The organism is Corynebacterium jamesii, assembly GCF_046097395.1.
In the GTDB taxonomy this organism is placed as follows: Bacteria; Actinomycetota; Actinomycetes; order Mycobacteriales; family Mycobacteriaceae; genus Corynebacterium.
On record NZ_CP175789.1, the window covers coordinates 2,121,345 to 2,144,949 of the forward strand.

Here is a 23,605-nt window from a genome sequence, read left to right on the forward strand (position 1 = left end):
CCCAGTGCCGGCTAGCTAGTAGGGCGACACGCTCGAACGGTGCGGGTAGATCTCCAACGAGCGGTGGATCGGCGGGAAGGCACGCTGCGGGCAGTTCTCGCGCGGGCACAACCGACAGCCAGAGCCGATGGGCACTGCCGCGGACGTATCCTTCAGATCCAGCCCGTCCGAATACACCGTGCGGCCGGCGTGCCGCAGCTCGCAGCCCAAACCGATGGCGAACATTTTGCCTGGCTGTCCCCACGCCGCGCGGTGATGGTTCACGGTGCGGGCGATCCACAGATAGGTCCGCCCGTCGGGCATTTGCGCGATCTGCCGCATGATCTTGCCTGGGTAGCTAAACGTCTCGTATACATTCCACAGCGGGCACGTGCCGCCGGAGTTGGAAAGGTGCAGGCCCGTCGCCGACTGGCGCTTGGACATGTTGCCCGCGCGGTCCACGCGCACGAACGTCCAGGGCACGCCGCGCAGGCTGGGGCGCTGCAGGGTGGAAAGGCGGTGGCAGACGGTCTCGTACCCCACGCCGTATTCGCGCATGAGGAACTCCAGGTCGTAGCGCGATTCCTCCGCAGAGCTATGGAACTGCCGGTAGGGCAGCAGCAGTGCTGCGGCATAGTAGCTAGCCAGGCCGCGCCGGGCGAGCGCTCGGGTTTCCTCGGATTGAAAGTGCCCCAGCTCGACCAGCGAGTCGATGGTCGTGCCGGCCTCTAGGAATGCCAGTTCGGTGGCCAGCCGGAACGCAATCTGCCCGGGGCGCATCTTCGCCGACACGTGCAGTGTCTTCCCCTTCGGATCGAACTTGTGCTGCGTATCGCCCAGATCGCGCGAGTAAATCACCTGCACTTGGTGTACCTGTTGTAGGCGCTCGGCGAGGATCTGTTCTGTGTGGTGTATCTGGTTCGCCCCGATGTTTATTTTGGACGCCAACTTCTCCGCCGCTACATCGAGAACATCGATGTAGTTCTGCCGGGCGTAGAAGAAGTCACGGACTTCCTCGTGTGGCATAGAGAACGCTTCCGGCCCGGAGGCTCGGCCGAAGAGTTCACCCTTGGGTGTGATGGAAAGAATGGCGGAGCCCTGCACGCGCTCCTCGGTGAGTAGCGAGAGGGTATCCGAGACATTCCGGTAGCGGGAGTGGAGGTCTACGAAGGCGCGGGCCAGGTCCGGGTGGTTCTTCACCAGTGCTGCGAGCTCTGTGACGTCCGCCGGGGTGGGGCTGATTTCCGGGTCTAGGGTGACGTCTTGGATTTCCGCCAGCAGGCGAGTGGAATCTTGATCGGCGAAGAAGGTTGGGTCGATGCCGAAGGCAGCGGTGATGCGCTCCAACACGGCGGTAGTCAGCGGGCGCCCGTCGTGCTCGATCTGGTTGACGTAGCTGGCGGAGAGATCCAAGATTTCGGCCAGGCGGGCTTGGGAGATGCCGCGTTCCTTGCGTAGTTGGCGAAGGCGGGAGCCGACGAAGGGGCGCTCGGTGTTGCGCTCGGTGTTGCGCTCTGGGGCGCGTTCGGGTCTGCGTTCAGATCTGGGTTCAGATGTGCGTTCAGTCGGTTTTCCCATGGTGCTCACCAGTATATTCGGAGGCTTTGGAGCATGGGCGAAGCTTCCATTGGCTTCATCCGTAGTAACTGCTAGTCAGGAAAGAGAAAGAACCCGGCCAGCACTTTCGTGCTGACCGGGTTCTAGCAGTGTGCAGGCTATAAAGCCCGCGCAGCTAGTTCCTAGCGCTTAGAAACAAGCGGCTTAGTGGAACTGGCCCTCCTCGGTGGAGCCCTTCAGGGCGGTGGTGGAGGAGTTCGGGTCGACGGTGGTGGCGATCTTGTCGAAGTAGCCTGCACCGACCTCGCGCTGGTGCTTCACAGCGGTGAAGCCGCGCTCCTTGGCGGAAGCGAACTCGCGGTTCTGCAGCTCCACGAAAGCGGACATCTGGTTGCGGGCGTAGCCGTAAGCCAGGTCGAACATGGAGTGGTTCAGAGCGTGGAAGCCAGCCAGGGTGATGAACTGGAACTTGAAGCCCATTGCGCCCAGCTCGTTCTGGAACTTGGCGATGGTGTCGTCGTCCAGGTGTGCAGACCAGTTGAAGGACGGGGAGCAGTTGTAAGCCAGCAGCTGGTCCGGGAACTCGGAGCGAACAGCTTCGGCGAACTTCTTAGCCAGCTCCAGGTCCGGGGTGCCGGTCTCCATCCAGATCAGGTCGGCGTACGGAGCGTATGCCTTCGCACGAGCGATGCAAGGCTCGATGCCGTTCTGGACGTTGTAGAAGCCCTCAGCGGTGCGGCCGCCGGTCAGGAACGGCTTGTCGCGGTCGTCAACGTCGGAGGTCAGCAGGGTAGCGGCCTCAGCGTCGGTACGAGCAACAACCAGGGTCGGGGTGTTGGCAACGTCAGCTGCCAGACGTGCGGAGTTCAGGGTACGGATGTGCTGCTGGGTCGGGATCAGAACCTTGCCGCCCAGGTGGCCACACTTCTTCTCGGAGGCCAGCTGGTCCTCCCAGTGGGTACCTGCAGCGCCGGCCTTGATCATGGCCTTCTGCAGCTCGTAAACGTTCAGTGCGCCACCGAAGCCAGCCTCACCGTCGGCAACGATCGGAACCAGCCAGTTCTCAACGGAGTCGTCGCCCTCAACGCGAGCGATCTCGTCTGCACGGGACAGCGCGTTGTTGATGCGCTGGACGACGGACGGAACGGAGTTCGCCGGGTACAGGGACTGGTCGGGGTAGGTGTGGCCGGACAGGTTAGCGTCACCAGCGACCTGCCAACCGGACAGGTAAACAGCCTTCAGGCCTGCGCGGACCTGCTGAACGGCCTGGTTACCGGTCAGGGCGCCCAGAGCGTTGATGTAGGAGTCGTCGTCCTTGTTGACTGCTTCCCACAGGATCTCAGCGCCGCGGCGTGCCAGGGTGTGCTCTTCAACAACGGTGCCCTGCAGCTCAGCGACCTGCTCTGCGGTGTAATCGCGCTCGACGTTAGCCCAACGGGGGTTCTCGTCCCAGTCCTTCTGGATTTCTTCAGCGGTACGTGCCTTGCCGACGTTCGACATGTAGGGGTCACTTCCTTACTAATTAAGGGGAGAGTTATGTCATGGTCCCTGCCCGGGGGGTTCCTGGCGGGGGGACAGCGATTCGCACACTCGAAGCCTCAGCATCACTGTTAGGTGAAGTCTGCGTTTCGTGCCTCTGCCTACGACACTACCAACCCGAATGCCCTCGTCAATGCCGGTCAGGCGGATATTTATGTGTGGGGGTGGTCACTCTTTTTGTAAATCTTGTGAAGTTTTTCTTGCGGTGCTTTCTTATGTACGCCCCCTCGTTTCAACGTGATCTGGCTCTCTTACTGCGTTTATAGGTGTGGTGCGCCACGGGTTGAGACGTGGCGTCGAAAAGAAAAAGAGAAACGGTCGTGCCCGATGTACCCCGGTGGTGGGGGTGGGAAAAGTGCGATCTATATCCAACTTCGTACCGATCGTGAGTCAACTCACCTAATCTTTGAAGGTGGAGACCTTTGAATAGGTAGATCGAGCAATGAGTGAGGAGTCACCATGACCCAGACCGAGCGCGTAACCGCTGGCGGCCTTCAGGTTGCCAAGACCCTTTATGACTTCGTTAACACCGAGGTACTTCCCGCCATCGGCAAGGATTCCGCCGAGGAGCAGGAGAAGTTCTGGGATGGCTTCGGCAAGATCGTCGAAGAGTACACCCCGCGCAACCGCGAGCTGCTGAACACTCGTGATGAGCTGCAGAAGAAGATGGATGCCTGGTACGAAGACCACAAGGGTGCCCAGGATCCGGAGGAGTACACCGCGTTCCTGAAGGAGATCGGCTACCTGGTCGACGAGCCGGGCGACTTCGAGATCACCACCCAGAACATCGACCCGGAGGTTGGCACGACCGGCGGCCCGCAGCTGGTGGTTCCGATCCTGAACGCCCGCTTCGCACTGAACGCAGCGAACGCTCGTTGGGGTTCCCTGTACGACGCGCTGTACGGCACCGACGCCATCTCCGAGGACAACGGCCAGGAGAAGGGCACCGGCTACAACAAGGTCCGCGGCGACAAGGTCATCGAGTGGGGTCGTGAGTTCCTGGACCGCGTTGTACCGCTGGAGTCTGGCTCTCACAAGGACGTCACCACGTACGCTGTTGAGTCCGGCCAGCTGACCGCCACCATCGACGGCAATGACGTTCACCTGCGCAACCCCGAGGTCTACGCAGGCTTCGGCGGCGACAAGGCCAACCCGACCGACATTCTGCTGTACAACAACGGCCTGCACATCGACATCCAGATCGACCCGGAGTCCCCGATCGGCAAGACCGACAAGGCCGGCGTGAAGGACCTGAACCTCGAGTCCGCGGTATCCACCATCATGGACTTCGAGGATTCCGTCGCCGCTGTCGACGCAACCGACAAGACCCTGGGTTACCGCAACTGGTTGGGCTTGAACACGGGCAAGCTTACCGAAGAGGTGAAGAAGGGCGACAAGACCTTCACCCGTAAGCTGAACGAGGATCGTGTGTTTACCTCCCGTGATGGTGAGGAGCTGCGTCTGCACGGCCGTTCCCTGCTGTTCGTGCGTAACGTTGGCCACCTGATGCAGAATCCGGCGATCCTGGACCAAAACGGCGAGGAGATCTTCGAGGGCATCATGGATGCCGTTATTACTTCGGCTGCTGCGATCCCGGGTCTGGATGAGAACAACCCGCTGCGTAACTCCCGTAATGGTTCGATCTACATTGTGAAGCCGAAGCAGCACGGCCCGGAGGAGGTTGCGTTCACCAACGACCTGTTCGGTGCGGTGGAGGATCTGCTGGGTCTGGAGAGGTTCACCTTGAAGGTTGGTGTGATGGACGAGGAGCGTCGTACCACTGCCAACCTGGATGCCTGCATTGCGCAGGTTAAGGAGCGCCTGGCGTTTATTAACACCGGCTTCCTGGATCGCACTGGTGACGAGATCCACACCTCTATGCTGGCTGGTCCGATGGTGCGTAAGGCGGAGCTGCAGACCGCGCCGTGGAAGCTGGCTTACGAGGACAACAACGTGGATGCTGGCCTGGCGCACGGTCTGCCGGGTAAGGCACAGATCGGTAAGGGCATGTGGGCCAAGACTGAGCTGATGGCGGACATGCTGGCGCAGAAGATTGGCCAGCCGAAGGAAGGCGCGTCTACCGCGTGGGTTCCGTCCCCGACGGGTGCGACGCTGCACGCAACCCACTACCACGAGGTGGATGTCTTCGAGGTGCAGGACAAGCTGCGCACCGAGGGCCGCCGTGAGACTCTGGGTGACATTCTGACCATTCCGGTGGCGGAGTCTGCTGACTGGTCTGCTGAGGAGATCGCCGAGGAAATTGATAATAACTCCCAGTCCATCCTGGGTTATGTGGTTCGTTGGGTGGAGCAGGGTGTGGGTTGTTCTAAGATCCCGGATATCCACGACATCGATCTGATGGAGGATCGCGCTACCTGCCGTATTAACTCCCAGCACCTGGCTAACTGGTTGAAGCACGGTGTGGTGACCGAGGAGCAGGTTCTGGAGTCTTTGCAGCGTATGGCTGCGAAGGTGGATGAGCAGAACGCTGGTGATGCTGCCTACCGCAACATGGCGCCGAACTTTGATGAGTCGGTGGCTTTCCAGGCTGCGAAGGATTTGGTGTTTAAGGGTCTGGAGCAGCCGGCTGGTTACACTGAGCCGATTCTGCACGCCCGTCGTTTGGAGTTCAAGGCTAAAAACGGCATCGCCTAAAGCCTCGCGCGAAGCTAACGCTGTCTAAAGCGTTGCGGATCTAACCGCCGGTGTGGGCCCGCCTCACCCGGCGGTTTTCCTCTGTGCACTTCCGCGATTCTTCCTTATACGGACAGGTGTCCGACCCCCTGGTTAGACTGGTGGACGCACATGTATATGCACTAAGGCTATATGCACCTAGGCGCCCCGGAAGGAGCCCGATTTGTCCGTCACCACCTTTGGCAACCCGCCCGCTCGCTCTCTTTTTGATTTTGACGCCGTACTGTTCGACCTCGACGGCGTGATTACTCCCACCGCAGAGCTCCACCGCCAAGCGTGGGCACGGATGTTTTCCGAGTTCCTAGAGGTGCAGGGTGCCGAAGCCTACACCGAACAGGATTACTTCGACTACCTGGACGGCCGCCGCCGTGACGAGGGCGTGGCCGCCCTGCTGGCTAGCCGCGATATTGAGATCCCGGAGGGCAACGCGGACGATGGTGCGGATCAGGACACGATCCACGGCCTGGGGGCTCGCAAAAACGAAGACTTCCTAAAGCTGGTGGAAGAAGGCGTGCAGGCCTACGAGGGCTCCGTGCAGCTGCTGGATGCCATCCGGGATCGCGTCGCGGCGGGGGAGAAGGCCCCGCAGATCGCGATCGTCTCCTCCTCGAAGAACGCCCGCCCGGTGCTCAAGGCGGCGGGGCTGCTCGACCGGTTTGAGGTTGTCGTGGATGGGAAGGTGGCGTCCGAAAAGAACCTGCCGGGTAAACCCGCACCAGATACGTACCTGTATGGCGCGCAGCAGCTCGGCGCCAGTGCGGAGAACGCAGTGGTGGTGGAGGATGCCACCAGCGGTGTGGCCAGTGGCAAGGCCGGAAAGTTCGGGCTGGTCATAGGCGTGGATCGCGGGGCAGGTGCAGAGGCGTTGCGCGAGCATGGCGCGGACCTCGTGGTCGACGACTTGGCGGACTTGCTGGGTTAGTGCGCGCAGAAAATTTTTAGACCAGCGGCAATTTACTTATAACCAACGCAGACCTACACAGAACAACTCGGAGAAACCGGAAATACTATGGGGATCAACGCCCAACGACAGACTAAGCGCAGCCCGGCCGACCAGCGGCTGAAGGACTTCCTCGCCGCCCGGCGCGAGGGTGCGGACCAGGGCTTTAAGCGCCCCATCGACGGTGGCGATCTGCGGGCGGAGGGCTTCCGCGCCGACCGGAAACACAGCGCCGTCGATCCGCTGAAGGCTGTGAATCGTGATAACAACCCGGTCGATGAGTGGGCGCTGATTGAGACCCGCCCGAACTACATGGATCTGGGCGTGTCCGAAACCCTCTTCGCGCTGTCCAATGGCTACCTGGGTCTGCGCGGCAACCCGGAAGAGGGGCGTGATTCCAAGACGCACGGAACGTTTATCAATGGTGTACACGAGACCTGGGACATCGAGCACGCGGAGGATGCCTATGGTCTGGCGCGGACTGGCCAAAGTATCGTCTCGGTACCGGATGCCAAGGCCATGCGCCTGTACATCGACGATGAACCGCTGCGTCTGGGTAACGCGGAGGTTATGGAATACAACCGCAGCCTGGACTTCCGCGAGGGCGTGCTGCGCCGCACCCTCGTGTGGCGCACCCCGGGTGGCAAGCACGTACGCGTGACCTCTGAGCGCATGGTGAGCTTCCAGGAGCGCCACCTGGCACTGCAGTCGCTGGAGGTCGAGCTGCTGGATGCACCAGCCGCAGTGGTGGTTTCCTCTCAGCTGCTGAACCGTGAGGATGGGCAGGGGGAGTTCCCGGATAACAATGCACTTGTGGCGGGTGAGGAAGGCTTTGACCCGCGCAAGGGCGAGCAGTTCCAGGATCGCGTGTTCATCCCGAAATACCAGTCCAGCTCTGAGCCGGAGCGTGCGACGCTGGGCTACCAGATCAATCACTCGGGAATGACCGTGACGGTCTCCATGGACCACATCCTGGACATTGATAACCCCTCGGACGAGACCGATACGGGCGTGGATACCGGCGTGGAGGTTTCCACGGAGGTGGAAGAGGACGTCGCGCGCGTGACGTACCACCTGAACGGCAAGAAGGGGATGAAGATGCGCCTGGAGAAGTTCACGGCGTACCACTCCTCGCGCCACGTGGCTCCGCAGGAACTGGCATTCCGCTGTGCGCGCACTATCAACCGCGCCAAGCAGGTGGGCTTTCGAAACCTGATGGACAACCAGGCCGAATGGCTGGCGCGCTTCTGGGAGCGCTCCGACGTGCGCATCGCCGGCCAGCCCGCGCTGCAGCAGGCAGTGCGCTGGAACATCTTCCAGCTGATCCAGGCTTCTGCCCGTGCGGAGACCAACGGCATTCCGGCGAAGGGCATGACCGGCTCTGGCTACGGCGGCCACTATTTCTGGGATACGGAGATCTACGTGATGCCGTTCCTGTGCTACACCAACCCCAACTTGGCCAGGAACGCCCTGCGGTTCCGCTACGACATGTTGCCGGCGGCCAAGCAGCGTGCGCTGGAATTGTCTCACGATGGCGCCCTGTTCCCGTGGCGCACCATCAACGGTCAGGAGTCTTCTGCCTACTACGCCGCGGGTACGGCGCAGTATCACATCGATGCAGATATCGCGTTTTCGCTGATGAAGTACGTCTATGCCACCGGAGACACGGAGTTTTTGCTGCAGCAGGGCATTAGCCTGCTGGTGGAGACCGCCCGGTTCTGGATGTCCATCGGCTTCTTCAACAGCGAGCAGGATAAGTTCGAGATCCACTCTGTGACCGGCCCGGACGAGTACACGACCGTGGTGAACAACAACCTCTATACCAACGTGATGGCCCAGTACAACCTGGAGGTCGCGGCGGCGGTGGTACGCCAGATGGAGGAAGAGCGCCCGGAGGAATACCGCAATCTACAGCACCTCAAGAACGTCACGGCTGCGGAGGTGGATCTGTGGCGCAAGGCTGCAGATTGCATGTACATCCCCTACGACGAGGAGCTGCAGGTCAATCCTCAGGACGATCAGTTTTTGCACCGCCGGGTGTGGGACCTGGACGATCCGGAGGTCGGCCCGAAGCGCCCGCTACTGCTGCACTACCACCCGCTGACGATCTACCGCTACCAGATTCTGAAGCAGGCCGACGTGGTGCTAGCGCTATTCCTGCAGGGGCAGCGATTCTCTACCGAGGTCAAGCGTGCGGACTACGACTACTACGACATTCTGACCACGGGTGATTCCACCCTCTCGGCCGTCGTGCAGTCCATCATCGCAGCCGAACTGGGTTATAAGGAGAAGGCGGAGGAGTTTTTCTACCGTGGTCTGTTTGTGGACATGGGCGACCTGCACCACAACGCCTCGGACGGCGTGCATATCGCCTCGTGTGGTGGCGCGTGGACGGCGTTGACCAACGGTTTCGGCGGCTTCCGCGATTTTTACGGCCAGTACACGATTGATCCGCGTTTGCCGGACGAGTGGGAATCCCTGACCTACCACATCACCCTCTACGGCGAGCGCCTGCGGGTGGAGGTTCGCCCCGGCGAGGTGGAGCTGGTGCTGGAGGAGGGCGACCGCAAGGTCGGCCCGATCTGGGTCATGGGTGAGGAGGTTGTCGTCGGCCACGAGCCCGTCATTGTGAAGGGGCGGACGCTGCTGAGCGAGCACCGAGCCGATCGCGAGTTCCCGACGGGCACGCCGGACCACCGGGTAAACCTATAAATCTATATATTTATTGACGCCCACCGTGTCCGCTCGCCCATGCCGGCGCGCCACGCGCAGCCTGGGTGGCGGGCTTGAGGGGTGGGGGAGGTGGCGTCGTAAATAAAACAGTGAGAGAAACCACGAAAGCCGTGTGACCAGTGTGACGCGACACTGTAATGGCCTCTCATGCCGCACTTAACAGTATGGATGTACCGTTAGCTGGAATTTTGCAAGGTTGGTATTGCGAAAATGTTGTACCCCATAACGGGGTGTGCAACTGCGAATCTGCTGGTACATGAGTAGTCCGAGGGGGGTAACAACACATACAGTGTCTATGACACTGGAGGTGCCATGACTGTTAAATATGACGACCGTGAGGCAATCGCTCACGGAAAACTGAGAACTTCGAGCCTGCGCGAGAAGCCAGGCTTCCCTTCGTGGGCGATGAAGCTGACGATGGCCATCACGGGCATCATCTTTGCGCTGTTCGTCCTGGTTCACATGGTTGGAAACCTGAAGGTTTACATGGGGGCCGAATCCTTCAACACCTACGCCGACTTCCTGCGTGAGTTCGGCTACCCGCTGCTGCCGCACGAGTCCTTCCTGTGGGTTGCTCGTATCGTGCTGCTGGTTTCCCTGATCCTGCACGTCTGGTGTGCATTTGCTCTGACCAGCCGCGCCCACCAGTCCCGCGGCCGTTACCGCCGCAAGGGTATGGTCGGCAGCTGGAACACGTTCACCGCACGCAGCATGATCGTCACCGGCATCGTGCTGCTGCTATTCATCATCTTCCACATCCTGGACCTGACGATGGGCGTGAAGCCGGTTGCATCTGAAGACTTCCAGGGGCCGACTGACGGCGCACACGCCGCCTACCAGAACCTGATTGCATCCTTCGACCGCCCGGCCGTAGCCATCTTCTACATCCTGGCGATGGTCATCCTGTTCATGCACCTGTCCCACGGCATCTGGACTGCCACCTCGGACCTGGGCATCACCGGCCACCGCACCCGCAAGGTCATGCTGTGGATCGCTTACCTGCTGCCCGCGATCGTGATGATCGGCAACATCTCCATCCCGCTGGCTGTGATGTTTGGGTTGGTTGATCAGGTCCCGTTCGTCCCGGCTGGGCACTAACGGCGAGTCTGGTTACAAGGAGAAGAGAGTTAAATGAGCGAAGTAACTAACCACCCGCACAATCAGACCGCGGACTTCGACTACGACAAGGCCGTCGCCGCATTCACGGCGCCGGAATCCGTCGTCGAGGGCGTGACCGTCGGCAAGGTCCTGAAGGACAACGCGCCGCACGCCGTTGGCCAGGACAAGCAGTGGCAGTACGCCAAGGAGCACTTCGGAATGGTGTCTCCGCTAAACCGCAACAAGTTCCGCATCCTGATCGTCGGCACCGGCCTGGCCGGTGGCGCCGCAGCCGCCGCCCTGGGCGAGCTGGGCTACGACGTGAAGGTGTTCACCTACCACGACTCCCCGCGCCGCGCGCACTCCATTGCGGCGCAGGGTGGTGTGAACTCCTCCCGCGGCAAGAAGCTGGATAACGACTCCACCTACCTGCACGCCAAGGACACGGTCAAGGGCGGCGACTACCGCTGCCGCGAGAATGACTGCTGGCGCCTGGCTATGGAGTCCCCGAAGGTCATCGACCACATGAACGCCGTGGGCGCACCGTTCTCCCGCGAGTACGGCGGCACCCTGGCCACCCGTTCATTCGGTGGCGTTCAGGTCTCCCGCACCTACTACACCCGTGGTCAAACGGGCCAGCAGCTGCAGCTGGCTACCACCTCTGCGCTGTACCGCCAGATCGGCGCCGGCCACGTGGAGATCTTCACCCACAACGACCTCGTTGACCTGATCGTCAAGGATGGCCGCTGCGAGGGCGTGATCATGCGCAACCTGCTGACCGGCGAGCTGAAGGCTCACACCGGCCACGCAACCGTGCTGGCTACCGGCGGTTACGGCAATGTGTACCACATGTCCACGCTGGCCAAGAACTCCAACGCCTCGGCTATCATGCGCGCCTACGAGCTGGGTGCCTACATGGCGTCCCCATCCTTCGTGCAGTTCCACCCGACGGGCCTGCCGGTGAACTCCACCTGGCAGTCCAAGACGATCCTGATGTCCGAGTCGCTGCGTAACGACGGCCGCATCTGGACCCCGAAGAAGAAGGGTGACGACCGCAAGCCGAACGACATCCCGGAGGACGAGCGCGACTACTTCCTGGAGCGCCGCTACCCGGCCTTCGGCAACCTGGTTCCGCGTGACATCGCTTCCCGTGCCAACGCCCAGCAGATCAACGCTGGCTACGGCGTGGGACCGATGAAGAACTCCGTGTACCTGGATCTGGGCGACGCTATCGAGCGCCTGGGTAAGGACACGATCCGCGAGCGCTACTCCAACCTGATCCAGATGTACGAAGAGGCTATCGGTGAGTCCGCCTACGAGACCCCGATGCGCATCGCCCCGACCTGCCACTACACCATGGGTGGCCTGTGGACCGACTTCAACGAGATGACGTCCATCGACGGTCTGTTCTGCTCCGGTGAGTCCTCCTGGATGTACCACGGTGCGAACCGTCTGGGTGCTAACTCCCTGCTGTCCTCCTCCGTGGAAGGCTGGTTCACCCTGCCGTTCACCATTCCGAACTACCTGGCCCCGCACCTGGGCGAGGAGATCCCGGATGCGAACTCCGCGCACGCGCAGGAGGCACTGCAGCGCGCCAAGCAGCGCATCGAGCGTCTGACCACCATCCAGGGCGACAACCCGCACGGCCCGGAGTACTACCACCGCCAGCTGGGCGAGATCCTGTACTTCTCCTGCGGTGTGTCCCGCAATGTGAAGGACATGAAGGACGGTATCGAGAAGATCCGTGCGCTGCGCAAGGACTTCTGGGCCAACGTCCACATCCCGGGTGGTACCGAGGAAATGAACCAGACCCTGGAGTACGCAACCCGCGTTGCCGACTACCTGGATCTGGGCGAGTTGATGTGCGTGGACGCGCTGGACCGCGACGAGTCCTGTGGTGCCCACTACCGCGATGACCACCTGTCCGAAGACGGCGAGGCAGAGCGTGACGATGACAACTGGTGCTTCGTCTCCGCTTGGGAGCCGAATGGCGAGAACAAGTTCATCCGCCACTCCGAGCCCCTGTACTTCGACCGTATCCCGCTGATGACAAGGAATTACAAGTAATGAAACTGCATCTTGAAATCTGGCGTCAGGCGGGCCCGAATGCCGAAGGCCACTTCGAGTCTGTTGACGTTGACGACGCTGCCGAGCAGATGTCCATCCTGGAGCTGCTTGACCACGTAAACAACAAGTACGTTGAGGAAGGCAAGGAGCCCTTCGCCTTCGCCTCGGACTGCCGCGAGGGCATCTGTGGTACCTGTGGCCTGATGGTCAACGACCGTCCGCACGGTCCGGACAAGAACAAGCCGGCCTGCCAGCAGCGCCTGGTTTCCTTCAACGATGGCGACAAGATCAAGCTGGAGCCGCTGCGCTCCGCTGCGTACCCGGTGATCAAGGACATGGTCGTGGACCGTTCCGCACTGGACCGTGTGATGGAAAAGGGTGGCTTCGTCTCCGTCATGGCCGGCACCGCTCCGGATGCCGACTCCCTGATGGTGAACCACTCCGACGCCGAGAAGGCACTGGATCACGCAGCCTGCATCGGCTGTGGCGCCTGCGTTGCTGCTTGCCCGAACGGTGCGGCTCACCTGTTCACCGGTGCGAAGCTGGTGCACCTCACGCTGTCCCCGCTGGGGCGCGAGGAGCGTGGCCGCCGTGCACGCAACATGGTTGATGAGGTCGAGGGAACCTTCGGTCCTTGCTCGCTGTACGGCGAGTGTGCTGACGTCTGCCCGGCGGGTATCCCACTGACGGCTGTGGCAGCCATCACAAAGGAACGCACCCGTGCCGCTTTCCGCGGCAAGGATGACTAAGATCAGTCCCAAGTCAATTATCAGGAAAGTAGGAGAGAACCATGGCACTCAGTGAGAACCTGCACATGGAGCGTTACTACGTTGATGGCTACCAGCCGTCCAGCTTCGATGCGCCGCACTCTTCCCTGCAGCGCTCCCTCACTTGGATCGGCATGGGCTTCTGGCTGCTGCTGATGCCGGGTCTGGGCTCCATCGTTTTCGGTCTGGCGACCAACATGTCCGGAACGCAGGAAGACGGCATGATGTACCTCATCATTGGTGTGGTTATGTCCGTCGTCGCTGTTGCTGCGGGCTCCGCGTGTATCCACGCGGGTCGCAAGAACTACCGCGCGTACAAGAAGCGCTCTGGCCGCATCATCTAGTTAGTGGCTAGCTAAGCCGAGCTTAGAGCTAGAGCCAAACGCTTGAGCCGAACTTAGAGCTAGAGCCGAACGCTTGAGCCAAACTTAGGGCTAGAGCCAAACGCTTGAGCCAAAGCTAGGGCTAGAGCCAAACGCTTGGGCCAAAGCTAAGGCGCCTCCATTTGCGCAGACCGCGCCACCATCTCTGGGTGGCGCGGTCTTGCTTTGTCTGCACAGTAATGCGCCGATGTTTCCTTTTGGAGGGTGGGGGATGAGGGGCAAAATGTCGGAAAAGTTGCATTTCGTTTTTCCTGGCTGCCTGTTAGTGAAGTCAGAAAGCGCCTGACCTGCACTTTTGTGATAAGGAAAATAATTGCCAATAACGTTTTGCAACTTTTCCGACATATCGCTTGTTGTCCCCGTGTTCTGTAGCTGTTCTGGAATCGCCCCACAAGTAACTCACTTGCCCCACTGGCCACACTGGCTACCCTGCAGAACTGCAATGGAACCCCGCAGGTGCTTGATCGAAACTCTCTTGGCGCCCCCACCGGTGCCATAATTGAACAATGACTGCTTCTGAGAACTCCGCTGCATCAGGCCGCCCATCGCCGGTGCACCAGCAGCAACCAGCGGCCCAGCCAACATCGCCCCAGACCCCCAGGCCGTCATCGCCACAGGCCGCCCAGGCATCACCACACTTGGACTCACCACTATCCCAAGTGCCGGGGCCAGATCCGGCCACCGAAGCGGCCCGTCGGGCCGAACTGCGCAAGCACAAGACCATCGCAACCGGCCTGCTGGTTCTCGCCACCCTGATTTACGTGACCATGCGGTGGCTCGAATACCAGGGCAACCCCGGCGCCTGGATCGGCTACGTGCGCGCGGCCAGCGAAGCCGGCATGGTCGGTGCCCTCGCCGACTGGTTCGCCGTCACCGCCCTCTTCCGCCACCCGTTGCACATCCCTATCCCGCACACGGCCATCATCAAGCGGAAGAAGGATCAGGTCGGCCACGCGCTCAGCGAGTTCGTGGGGGAGAACTTCCTCAACGCAGCCCTCATCAGCGACAAACTCCGCAAGGCCCGCATCCCGCAGCGCGCCAGCGACTGGGTTGTCGACGGCGGCGGAGCCGAGCGCGTCTCCCAGGAAGTCGGCAAGATCATCGACCTCACGGTCAACGGCATCAACCCCGAGGAAGCCGAGCAGGTGCTTCGTGCACTGGTCATCGACAAGCTCAGCGAACCCACCTGGGGTCCGCCCCTGGGCCGCGGTCTGGAGCAACTCATCCAAGAAGGTCGCACCGAACCCGCTGTGGACGCAATTGTGGTCTGGATGGACGATAAAGCCCGCACCTCTGAGGACTTCGTCGTCCGACTCATCGACGAACGCACCCCTTCCTGGGCACCACGCTTCGTCCGCGAACTCGTCGGCTCCCGCGTGTACCGCGAGCTGGTGGAATTCACCGGCGATGTCCGCCGCGACCCGAACCACGATGCCCGCCGCCAGTTGCGCTCGTTCATTTACCAACTCTCCCAAGACCTGCAACACGACGAAAAGATGATTGCCCGGGTCGAAGGCTTCAAAAACGATGTGATGACCTCCGGGCCCGTCACCGCGATGCCCGGCCGCTTGTGGGAGTCCGCCCGCGCGACACTCACCACGTGGTCTCGCGACCCAGATTCTTTGCTGCGCCGCAGGATCGCGCAATGGGTGGAGGACTATGGGCGTCGAGTCCAAGAAGAACCAAAGCTCCGCGAGGAGCTAGAACGGCGCATCGTCGGCGCGGCCAGCTACCTGGCCGATAACTACGCGGGCGAGGTCACCGGCATCATCGGCGAGACAGTCGAGCGGTGGGATGCCCAGGAGGCCTCGGACAAGATTGAGCTGATGGTGGGGAAAGACCTGCAGTTTATCCGCGTGAACGGAACGATCGTGGGTGCATTGGCTGGCCTGGCGATTTACTCCCTGACCGAACTGATCTTTGCGTTAGGCTGAGTGGCATGGACATGGTCTTTACGTCGTTGTACTACGCCTACACGGGCATTAATCTGGCGCTGGCCGTCGCGATTTTCGTGCTGGCGGCGATCGGGCTGGCGCAGCTGCTTAGCACCCGCGACGATGCCTTTACGGTGATCGATCGCGAGAAGCAGAATTGGTCGATGCTGATGGGCGCTGCGGTGGCGCTGTCCATCCTTAGCTTCTTCATTTCCATCGAGCTGCTGTGGATTATCGCAGCCGTCATCGTCGGCATTTACTGGCAGGACGTGCGCCCTGCAATCCGCGATGTACTGGGGAACGCGGGTGGTTCCTGGTGAGCCAGTTCGACCGTTCTAGTATCTCGCGCGCATCCGTCGCCGCGATTCTGGATGCCACGCTGCTGAAGCCCGAAGCCTCGCGCGACGACGTAGCTGCCCTAGTCCGCGAGGCCACCGAGTTGGGGTGTGGCGCGGTGTGCGTCTCGCCCTCGATGCTGCCTTTGGGGGCTGTGGTGCCTTCGGGTTCTTCGGGGAATGACGCCACGCTGCGCGTTGCCACCGTTGCCGGGTTCCCTAGCGGCAAGCACGCCTCCCTGGTGAAGGCCACCGAGGCGCGCTATGCCGCGCAGATGGGGGCAGACGAGGTCGATGTGGTGATCGACGTGGCGGCGGCGCTGGCGAAAGATCAGAATGCGTTGCTCGCGGAATTGATCACTGTGCGGGAGGCCGTACCCCACCCGCTGGTGCTGAAGGCGATCGTGGAGTCCGCACTGCTGGACGAAGAACAGCTCCGCACCGCCGTGCGTGCGTGTGTACAGGCGGGGGCGGATTACGTAAAAACCTCCACGGGCTTCCACCCGGCGGGTGGGGCAAGCGTGGAGGCTGTGAGCATCATGGCCGACGAGCTGCGCAAGCTGGGGAAACTGGCGCCGTTCGGCATGGGGGAGGAAGAGCGCATCGCCGCGGGCTTGGTGGGGATTAAGGCTTCGGGCGGTATCCGGGATTGGGATGCGGCTCTGGCGATGATAGAGGCGGGCGCTACCCGCCTGGGGGTTTCCGCCGCAGCGAAGGTGCTGGGCGCCTAGGAACCGGTGTGCCTGGGCGCCTGGGAGCCGGTGTGCCTGGGCACCTAGGATCTGCTGTGCCCGGGCAGCCAGGGCAACTTAGGCGGCCAGAGCGGAGGAGCCGACCGGGCCGTCATCCTTCCAGGGGCGGGTGACGTCCGAGTTGCTGCCGCCCGAGCCACCGGAACCGCCGGAACCGCCGGCGCCCTGGTTGCCGTCAGCGTTCGCGCTTCCGGAGTCGGTGGTTCCCGTTTCCAGTTCGCTAAGGTCAACGTCCGTACCGTGAAGGGATACGTCTAGCCCCTGGTCGGTGACGTTCACGGAATCGAATTCCAGGCCACCGCCGATGTCCGCAGGGACGGTGTCTTCCATCTGAGTCTCCATCTGCTGGGAGAATGAATCCGGCAGGTTGATACCCAATACGGAGGCGCTATCCATGTCCATCTTCATCTTCCCGTCCTCAACCACGGGTTTCATCTCGAACGTCGCCAGGCCGCCGGTGAGTTCGAAAGTCAGCGTCTGCTTGTCCGGGTTGGGGGCCACGTCAGTGAGCTGGATGAAGCCGGATAGCGGATTATCGCTCTCGTCGCTGCCCTCGCGGGCACCTTTGGCGGCCTGAGCCAGAAGCATTTCCTTGGGGATAGTCGTTCGCAAGCTCAGGTCGCCCACCACTGCACTGTCGGGGTTGTCGCCATCCATCTTCATATCCCGCATTTCCATGTGGATAGCGGGATCGCCGGAGACCTTGGGCTTGGACTTATCCTGACCCTCGTAGGTGATATCCAGCGTAGAAGGAAGGTCGATCTCCATCTGCGGAATCTTCCCTTGCAACATTCCCAGTAACACCGGGGAGGCACCCAAAGAGACCTCGGGATCCACGGCTTTCGAAATGCCCGATTCCTGCTGCTGCTCCTTAAAGGAAGTCTTGATCTGATCCTTCAGGAACCAGCGAACGCCGAACTCTGCCAGGACCACAAGAAGTACGATGACGAGCAGTAAGCCAAAAAGAACCTTCAGCCACAGCTTGCTCTTTTTCTGCGGCTGCTGCTGGTACATATTCTGACCCGGCTGTCCGAACTGGCCCTGCGGTCCGCCGTAGTTAGCTGCACCGTAGCCCGCGGGGTTGCCGTAGGCGCCCGCACGGTTACCACCAGCGCTACCGCCGCCCACATTGCTACCACCAGCGCTACTACCGCCGTTGTAGCTGCCAGCGTTGGTGTTCCAGACGGCCGTCTGGTTTGCGTCGCCCCCGGCGCTGGGCGGTGTGTCGTTTCCAGGCTTGCCGGTGCCGTTGCTTCCAGCACCGCTGCTGGAGTTCGAATACGGATTTCGTGAAGGGTTTTGTGGGTTAGTCACCCGTATCAGTGTTCCTTATCATCGGAGTTGTGCCAACCCGTAGTGTAGCGTTCGCGCGGAGTTGGCAGGGAACCTACAACTGCTACACAGGCTCGCACACCACGGACCACGGCAGAGTTATTGAGTTGTCCGCCAGGCGGCGGCGCGGGTTGAGCCGCGCCGCGGGAACGTGGGCGTCTATAAGAGAGCCCAAGAACTCCTGCTTCGCCGAACGCCACCGTACCCGCGGGCCAAAGACGGCCAGGGGTGCCGCGCGGCTCCAGCAACGGTCGAGTTCGTTGAGGACATCGTGGATGCGATGGCCGGGGGTATTCCGGTGGATCAATATCTTCGGCAGTCGTTCGGCCAGTTCGGAAGGGGTTTCTATGTCCTTCGGATCCCAGGCGAGGGTCAGTGATTGCGGGCCGGATTCATCGAGCAGAACCCAACAGGAGCGACGACCGATCTCGTCGCACGTGCCCTCGATAATCACCCCGCCGGGGCGCAGGTTCGCGCGCATGATGTCCCACGCGGACTGCACCTGATCCACGTCGTACTGACGCAAGACGTTAAAGGCGCGCACCACGTCGGCCTGCATCCCCGCCAGCTCGAAGCCACCCAGGGCAAAGTGCACGCCCTCGCGGTCGGGGAGTACCCGGGAGGGTTCGATCTCAAGACCCGTGACCTCCACGGTCGGGGCGATGGTGCGCAGCCAGCGTGCCCATTCGCAGGTGGTGGTGTGGGAGGCGCCGTAGCCGACGTCGATGGCCACCGGGTTGCGGTGTTCGTGGAGCACCGCGCCCCGCAGCTGAGCCTGCACCCGCGGCTGTGCGACAAGCCAGTGGTCGGACTTGCGCAGGCGGTTGTAGCCGGTGGTTCCGCGGGTTGGTACGCCAACAGGCCCGTCCGTGTTCCACGAACGGGCCTTGAGGTTGTGGGCGTGGTCAGCCACGCGGGTTAGCCGAGCCTTTCAGTTGAGTGAGTTGATTGAGCGAGTGTGCTGGGCCGGTTTGCCGAGGAACCCAGCGGTTGCTTGGCCGGTGGGGCGGGGAACCCCAAGCGGCTGCCTAGCCAGTGGGGCGAGCGGTGCCTTAGGCGTTGTCGCTGATCCACTTCTGGATGAGGGCGGCCTCGCGGGTCAGGAACTCCTCGACCCACTCGGCGACCTTCGGCTCCAGGACGGCGCCCATCATCGGGATTTTCACGTCCACGGCGCAGTCTGCCTTCAGTTCGGTTGCGTCGCCCGTGCCGTTCAGGGTGACGTCTGCGGAGAAGGAAACCGGGGCGCCCTTGACCTCTGCGTTGACCTTGCCGGTGGTGGTGCCGTCAGCCAGCGGGCCGAACTCGACGACGCGCTTCAGCTTCAAGTCCTGAGACACCATGCCGCGCACAGCCTCCGGCAGTGCGGACTTCGGCAGCAGCTCGTAGAGGACGACCTCGATCGGATCCGGGGTGAAGGAGTTCACCTCGCCCGGCTCGTCGCCAATGTTCTCGGCCTCGTAGGCCCAGTAGTTCGCAGAGGAGAGTGCCTCGTAAACCTTTTCAATAGGGAAGTTAATCGTTGCAGTGTTCTCGCTGTGAGTAGTCATGCCAACAGACTACCTTTAGTGGTGTGACTGATTCGACAAACTTCGCACAAAACATGCCTGAAGAACGCGCGCAGCACCTTTTGGAGCGTCTGCGCGGCAATGGAAACGACTCCGTAGCCATCCCCGGCGTGCATGTCACCAGCCGTTCTTTCGCCGACATGACTACGTTGCGCATCGGCGCCGCGCCCGCTGGAGTTGTTGTGTGTTCGTCGGCCGAGGCTGTTGCTCAGGTTGTTTCTCTTCTTGACGCCCACAAGCAACCACTTTTGGTCGTCGGCGGAGGATCCAACCTCGTGGTCGGCGAAGGGGATGAGGTATCTCAGTTAATCGTGGTGCTGATGAGTGCCGGCGACGGGGGAGCGGGCGTCGAAAAACAGGGCGCCGGTGCTGAGGTTGATGCAGACGCTGATGCCGAGGTCGAGGTTGTGATTGACCACGAAACCGGTGTGGTGCGCGCGTTTGCGGGCGTCGAGTGGGATCGGCTGGTGGCCGCGACGGTTGAGGCCGGGCTCGGCGGGCTGGAATGCCTGAGCGGGATTCCCGGATCTGTCGGGGCCACTCCGGTGCAGAATGTGGGAGCTTATGGCGCAGAGGTGGCTCAGGTGCTGCGGCGCGTGCAGTTGTTCAATCGGGCTAGCGGGAAGCTGGAATGGGTCGAGCCGTCTGCGTTGGAGCTGGGATATAGGTACTCGAACTTGAAGTTCACATCCCGGGCGGTGGTAACTGCGGTGGAGTTCCAGCTGACTGCCGACGGGCTGAGCGTGCCACTGCGCTTTGGCGAGCTGGCCCGGCGCCTGGGCGTGGATGCAGATGAGGCCGCTGCCGGGGAGATCCGCAGGCCTGCAGCGGACGTGCGACAGGCTGTGCTGGAGTTGCGCGCCGGGAAAGGCATGGTTCTGGATGCGTCGGACCACGATACGTGGTCGGCCGGTTCATTCTTTACGAACCCGATTGTCACTGGTGAGGCTGCACGTGATGCGGTGGTGGCCGCGGTGCGGGAGAAGTGTGGCGAGGCAGAGGCGGAGTCGATGCCGCTGTATCCGGTGAAGGGTGGCAGTGCGAGTGCTAGTGGTGGTGCCGGTGGGGCTGCTGGTGCTGGCGCTGGAGGCGGCGCGGGTGCAGGCGAGCCGCAGTTCAAGTTCTCTGCAGCGTGGCTGATCGAACGTGCGGGCTTTGCCAAGGGCTGGCATGTTCCGGGTAATGACCGTGCTTCGCTGTCCACCAAGCACACTCTCGCCCTGACGAACCGCGGCTCTGCGACTAGTGAAGATGTGGTGGAGCTGGCGCGTGCTGTGCGCGCCGGGGTGCACGAGGCCTTCGGAGTAGTGCTGGAGCCGGAGCCAATCTGGGTCGGCGTGAGCATCGACTAGCTGGGGCTAGCTCACCAGCTGGGGTTAGCCGACAGTCTCGAAATCTACCTTGTCGCGAACTCCGCAATCTGGGCAGAACCAGTCGTCCGGCACCTCGGACCAGGGCGTACCTGGAGCGAAGCCTTCTGCCGAATCACCTTGCGCTTCGTCGAAGCGATAATCACAAACGGGGCATTGGAAAACGGACATTGGGAAACTCCCTTGCTTAGGTTAGGGGCTGTTGGTGCGGGAACTAAGGGCGTCACTAGGAAGAAGCAGAGTTCGCCGCACGGTTTTTGTCGGTGAACTTGCGCTGCTTCGGGCGGGGGATTTCGTAGGTCGACGGCTGGCCGGGGCCTCGCCACAGACCAGCAATCCCTGGGATAAGGAAGAACAGGCTGATTAACAGCGGCCACGGCACAACGTTGGCCAAGCCCGGCACACCAAGCACCCCTAGTGAGGCGAGCAGCAGGAAGAATATGCCAATGGCAGTGCCGATACCGCTGAGCGTGTAGTGCACGGTCGGATTGGGCGGAGTGATGTGCGTGCTGGGTGAAGTGACCGTACTCATCGCTGCCACCTCGCAGCCAGCTGCTCTTCCTTGCCGGGGAAGACATTCGCCTTAGAAACGTCGTAGTTATAGTGCTTCATCAGCCTGCTATCCATGACCTTGAACCACAGCGGCGGAATCGAGGCGAGGGCGATCATCGTTGCGTAACCAGCAGGCAACTCAGGGGCCTTCACGTCCGACCGCAGTGACTGATACCTGCGGGTTGGGTTCGCATGGTGATCCGAGTGACGCTGCAACTGGTAGAGGAAAATATTGGTCGTCAGGTTGTCGGAGTTCCAGGAGTGCTCCGGGGTGCAGCGCTCATAGCGGCCGTCGGGCTGCATTTGGCGGAGAAGTCCATAATGTTCGAGGTAGTTAACGAATTCCAGCAACGCAATTCCTAGTACTGCCTGGACAAGCATCCACGGCAGGATATAGATGCCGAAGGCAAAGAAGAGCCCGCCCCACACAACGAGTGTGACCAGCCAGGCGTTCAACACCTCATTTCCTAGGCTGAACTGGGACTTTCCCTTACGCGCTAGGCGCTTTTTCTCGATGTTCCAAGCGCGCGGAATCTGGTGGGGAATGGATCGGAGGAGGTAGGTGTAGACGTTCTCGCCCATGCGGGAGCTAACAGGATCTTCAGGGGTGGCCACCTTCACGTGGTGCCCCTTGTTGTGCTCGATGTAGAAGTGACCATAAGCGGGGATTGCGAGGGTGATCTTGCCCATCCAGCGTTCGAAGCTGCCTTTCTTGTGGCCTAGTTCGTGCGCGGCAACAATGCCGATACCGGAGCTCATGCCCATCGACCACGCAAGACCTAGTCGATCCACCATCGAAAGATCTCCGCTGGTCCATAGGTGGCAGCAGGCGATCAAGCTGGCCAGCATGATGGGGAAGTACAGGTAAGTAACGACGCGGTAGTACTTCGTTTCTTCCAACCAGGGAACGAACTCCTCGGGAACGTTCTCCCCGTCACGGCCGAGGATTACATCGGCTAGCGGGATCAGGATAAATACCGCGATGGGGCCGGCCCACCAGGTGATGTGTACAAGTAGCTCGGGGCCGTTAATTGCCTTGAGCCACGACGCCACGCCCCAGACGATGAGCGGAATGGCTGCTGGAACCAGGCTGAACGTCCAGGCGTATTTCTTGGAGTCTTTCCATCCTGGCGGTCGGCCTTCGACTTGGCTATGTGGGTGGGTGGAACCTTTGCCAACTTTGTTGGATGTGCGCGTTGAGTGTTGTGTAGTTGTCATCGTCGGCTCACCTGCATTTCTGTGCCTAGTAGACGGTGCTTCTGCGGAAGGGGAAGGTGGCACCCTGCTGCAGATATGTGACCCACCTTACAGTATTGTTTTGCGAACAATAGTTGAATGGAGGTATTGCTGCCGCTAGGGGGCGGCGGGCACGCTGGGAAGGTGTGGTTATTTGTGGTGCTGAGTGTGGAAATGTCGCTAGAACGGGAATGTGCCGCCGAGTCTGCAGGCGCCCCATTTTTCGCAACGCTCTGACCTGGGCTTTTGCTCAAGTGGTGATGGTTTTCTTTAGCACATTCCCGAAATAGCGACATTGTGTCGTTTGGCGCCCCGCTAGAAGGGCAGTAGCTTCCTTTCGCAGTGCTCTAAAACGACAGCGCTCCAAACCGACAGCGCTCTAAAACGACAGAGCTCTAAAACGACAGCGCTCCAAAACGACAGCGCTCCAACAGGAAAGCGCTCCAACACGACAGCGAAAGGGGGCAACCATGGTCGCATCTGCCCAGCTCAACTGGGAAGGTATCACCGGCGGGGTAGTGCACGCGCTGCCTGAAGATCTCGGCACCGCCATTCGCGCCGATGCTCGCACCCTCGAGCTGTGGGAAAGTCTCACCCCGCTCGGTCGTAACGAGTTTATCTGTTGGGTCACGGACGCCAAGAAAGCCGAAACCCGAGCCCGGCGTATTCGCCGAACCCGGGAAGAACTGGAAGAGGGAAAGTGTCGCCCGTGCTGTTGGCCCGGGTGCAAGCACCGCGAGCGCACCGGCCACGCCTAGGACGCTTTGTG

The 23,605-nt window shown here is 61.3% G+C and carries 20 protein-coding genes; 12 read left to right on the forward strand and 8 right to left on the reverse strand.

From position 1 onward, the window contains the following. Positions 1-15: 15 nt before the first annotated feature. A complete protein-coding gene (gene ramB / locus ACKFRT_RS09430; RefSeq protein ID WP_408925111.1) occupies positions 16-1,557 on the reverse strand; it encodes an acetate metabolism transcriptional regulator RamB in 1,542 nt (513 codons plus the stop codon). 183 nt (positions 1,558-1,740) lie between these two features. Next, positions 1,741-3,036 (reverse strand): isocitrate lyase, encoded by a 1,296-nt coding sequence (gene aceA, locus ACKFRT_RS09435; RefSeq protein WP_296215423.1) that lies wholly within the window; start codon positions 3,034-3,036, stop codon positions 1,741-1,743. A gap of 498 nt (positions 3,037-3,534) precedes the next feature. On the opposite strand from aceA, the gene ACKFRT_RS09440 reads away from it, so the two are divergent. From ACKFRT_RS09440 to deoC, 10 genes are all read left to right on the forward strand, one after another. Next, positions 3,535-5,730: a malate synthase G gene (locus ACKFRT_RS09440; protein WP_408925112.1), complete on the forward strand. Its 2,196-nt coding sequence runs from the start codon at positions 3,535-3,537 to the stop codon at positions 5,728-5,730. A gap of 202 nt (positions 5,731-5,932) precedes the next feature. Continuing rightward, a complete protein-coding gene (locus ACKFRT_RS09445; RefSeq protein WP_408925113.1) occupies positions 5,933-6,691 on the forward strand; it encodes an HAD family hydrolase in 759 nt (252 codons plus the stop codon). Between the two features lie 87 nt (positions 6,692-6,778). Beyond that, positions 6,779-9,421 (forward strand): glycoside hydrolase family 65 protein, encoded by a 2,643-nt coding sequence (locus tag ACKFRT_RS09450; RefSeq protein WP_408925114.1) that lies wholly within the window; start codon positions 6,779-6,781, stop codon positions 9,419-9,421. A 333-nt stretch (positions 9,422-9,754) separates the two neighbouring features. After that, the gene (locus ACKFRT_RS09455) at positions 9,755-10,540 is read left to right on the forward strand and encodes a succinate dehydrogenase cytochrome b subunit (RefSeq protein WP_296215415.1); all 786 of its coding nucleotides are present in this window, start codon (positions 9,755-9,757) and stop codon (positions 10,538-10,540) included. A 33-nt stretch (positions 10,541-10,573) separates the two neighbouring features. Next, positions 10,574-12,607 (forward strand): fumarate reductase/succinate dehydrogenase flavoprotein subunit, encoded by a 2,034-nt coding sequence (locus ACKFRT_RS09460; RefSeq protein ID WP_408925115.1) that lies wholly within the window; start codon positions 10,574-10,576, stop codon positions 12,605-12,607. Beyond that, on the forward strand, positions 12,607-13,356 hold the full coding sequence (locus ACKFRT_RS09465; protein ID WP_296215411.1) for a succinate dehydrogenase/fumarate reductase iron-sulfur subunit: 750 nt from the start codon (positions 12,607-12,609) through the stop codon (positions 13,354-13,356). Before ACKFRT_RS09460 ends, ACKFRT_RS09465 begins: the two co-directional genes overlap by 1 nt. A 41-nt stretch (positions 13,357-13,397) precedes the next feature. Next, the gene (locus ACKFRT_RS09470; RefSeq protein WP_296215409.1) at positions 13,398-13,718 is read left to right on the forward strand and encodes a hypothetical protein; all 321 of its coding nucleotides are present in this window, start codon (positions 13,398-13,400) and stop codon (positions 13,716-13,718) included. A 545-nt stretch (positions 13,719-14,263) separates the two neighbouring features. Next, the gene (locus tag ACKFRT_RS09475; protein ID WP_408925116.1) at positions 14,264-15,691 is read left to right on the forward strand and encodes a DUF445 family protein; all 1,428 of its coding nucleotides are present in this window, start codon (positions 14,264-14,266) and stop codon (positions 15,689-15,691) included. A 5-nt stretch (positions 15,692-15,696) separates the two neighbouring features. After that, on the forward strand, positions 15,697-16,011 hold the full coding sequence (locus ACKFRT_RS09480) for a DUF2516 family protein (RefSeq protein ID WP_296215406.1): 315 nt from the start codon (positions 15,697-15,699) through the stop codon (positions 16,009-16,011). Continuing rightward, the gene (deoC, locus tag ACKFRT_RS09485) at positions 16,008-16,757 is read left to right on the forward strand and encodes a deoxyribose-phosphate aldolase (RefSeq protein ID WP_408925117.1); all 750 of its coding nucleotides are present in this window, start codon (positions 16,008-16,010) and stop codon (positions 16,755-16,757) included. Before ACKFRT_RS09480 ends, deoC begins: the two co-directional genes overlap by 4 nt. Before the next feature lie 78 nt (positions 16,758-16,835). On the opposite strand, the gene ACKFRT_RS09490 is transcribed toward deoC, so the two are convergent. From ACKFRT_RS09490 to ACKFRT_RS09500, 3 genes are all read right to left on the reverse strand, one after another. Continuing rightward, positions 16,836-18,092 (reverse strand): LmeA family phospholipid-binding protein, encoded by a 1,257-nt coding sequence (locus ACKFRT_RS09490; RefSeq protein ID WP_408925118.1) that lies wholly within the window; start codon positions 18,090-18,092, stop codon positions 16,836-16,838. 82 nt (positions 18,093-18,174) lie between these two features. Further along, positions 18,175-19,023, reverse strand: a complete 849-nt coding sequence (locus ACKFRT_RS09495; protein ID WP_296215400.1) for a class I SAM-dependent methyltransferase — start codon at positions 19,021-19,023, stop codon at positions 18,175-18,177. Positions 19,024-19,162: 139 nt separating this feature from the next. Then, a complete protein-coding gene (locus tag ACKFRT_RS09500; RefSeq protein WP_296215398.1) occupies positions 19,163-19,660 on the reverse strand; it encodes a DUF2505 domain-containing protein in 498 nt (165 codons plus the stop codon). A 23-nt stretch (positions 19,661-19,683) separates the two neighbouring features. Here ACKFRT_RS09500 and ACKFRT_RS09505 point away from each other — a divergent pair, with 23 nt between their 5' ends. Beyond that, positions 19,684-21,030 carry a UDP-N-acetylmuramate dehydrogenase gene (locus ACKFRT_RS09505; protein ID WP_408925119.1) on the forward strand — a complete coding sequence of 449 codons (1,347 nt, stop codon included), beginning with the start codon at positions 19,684-19,686 and terminating at the stop codon, positions 21,028-21,030. A 24-nt stretch (positions 21,031-21,054) separates the two neighbouring features. Here ACKFRT_RS09505 and ACKFRT_RS09510 read toward each other — a convergent pair whose 3' ends face one another. Genes ACKFRT_RS09510 through ACKFRT_RS09520 form a run of 3 tightly spaced genes read right to left on the reverse strand, consistent with a single transcriptional unit; the run spans position 21,055 to position 22,818 of the window. Next, the gene (locus tag ACKFRT_RS09510) at positions 21,055-21,219 is read right to left on the reverse strand and encodes a rubredoxin (protein ID WP_296215395.1); all 165 of its coding nucleotides are present in this window, start codon (positions 21,217-21,219) and stop codon (positions 21,055-21,057) included. Between the two features lie 55 nt (positions 21,220-21,274). Then, a complete protein-coding gene (locus ACKFRT_RS09515; RefSeq protein ID WP_408925120.1) occupies positions 21,275-21,580 on the reverse strand; it encodes a hypothetical protein in 306 nt (101 codons plus the stop codon). Then, entirely contained in the window at positions 21,577-22,818 is a 1,242-nt protein-coding gene (locus ACKFRT_RS09520; RefSeq protein WP_408925121.1) for an alkane 1-monooxygenase, read from the reverse strand. The genes ACKFRT_RS09515 and ACKFRT_RS09520 overlap by 4 nt, the downstream gene beginning before the upstream one ends. 488 nt (positions 22,819-23,306) lie before the next feature. Between ACKFRT_RS09520 and ACKFRT_RS09525 the strand changes: the two genes are divergently transcribed. Further along, on the forward strand, positions 23,307-23,594 hold the full coding sequence (locus tag ACKFRT_RS09525; RefSeq protein WP_408925122.1) for a YdeI/OmpD-associated family protein: 288 nt from the start codon (positions 23,307-23,309) through the stop codon (positions 23,592-23,594). Positions 23,595-23,605: the final 11 nt, after the last annotated feature.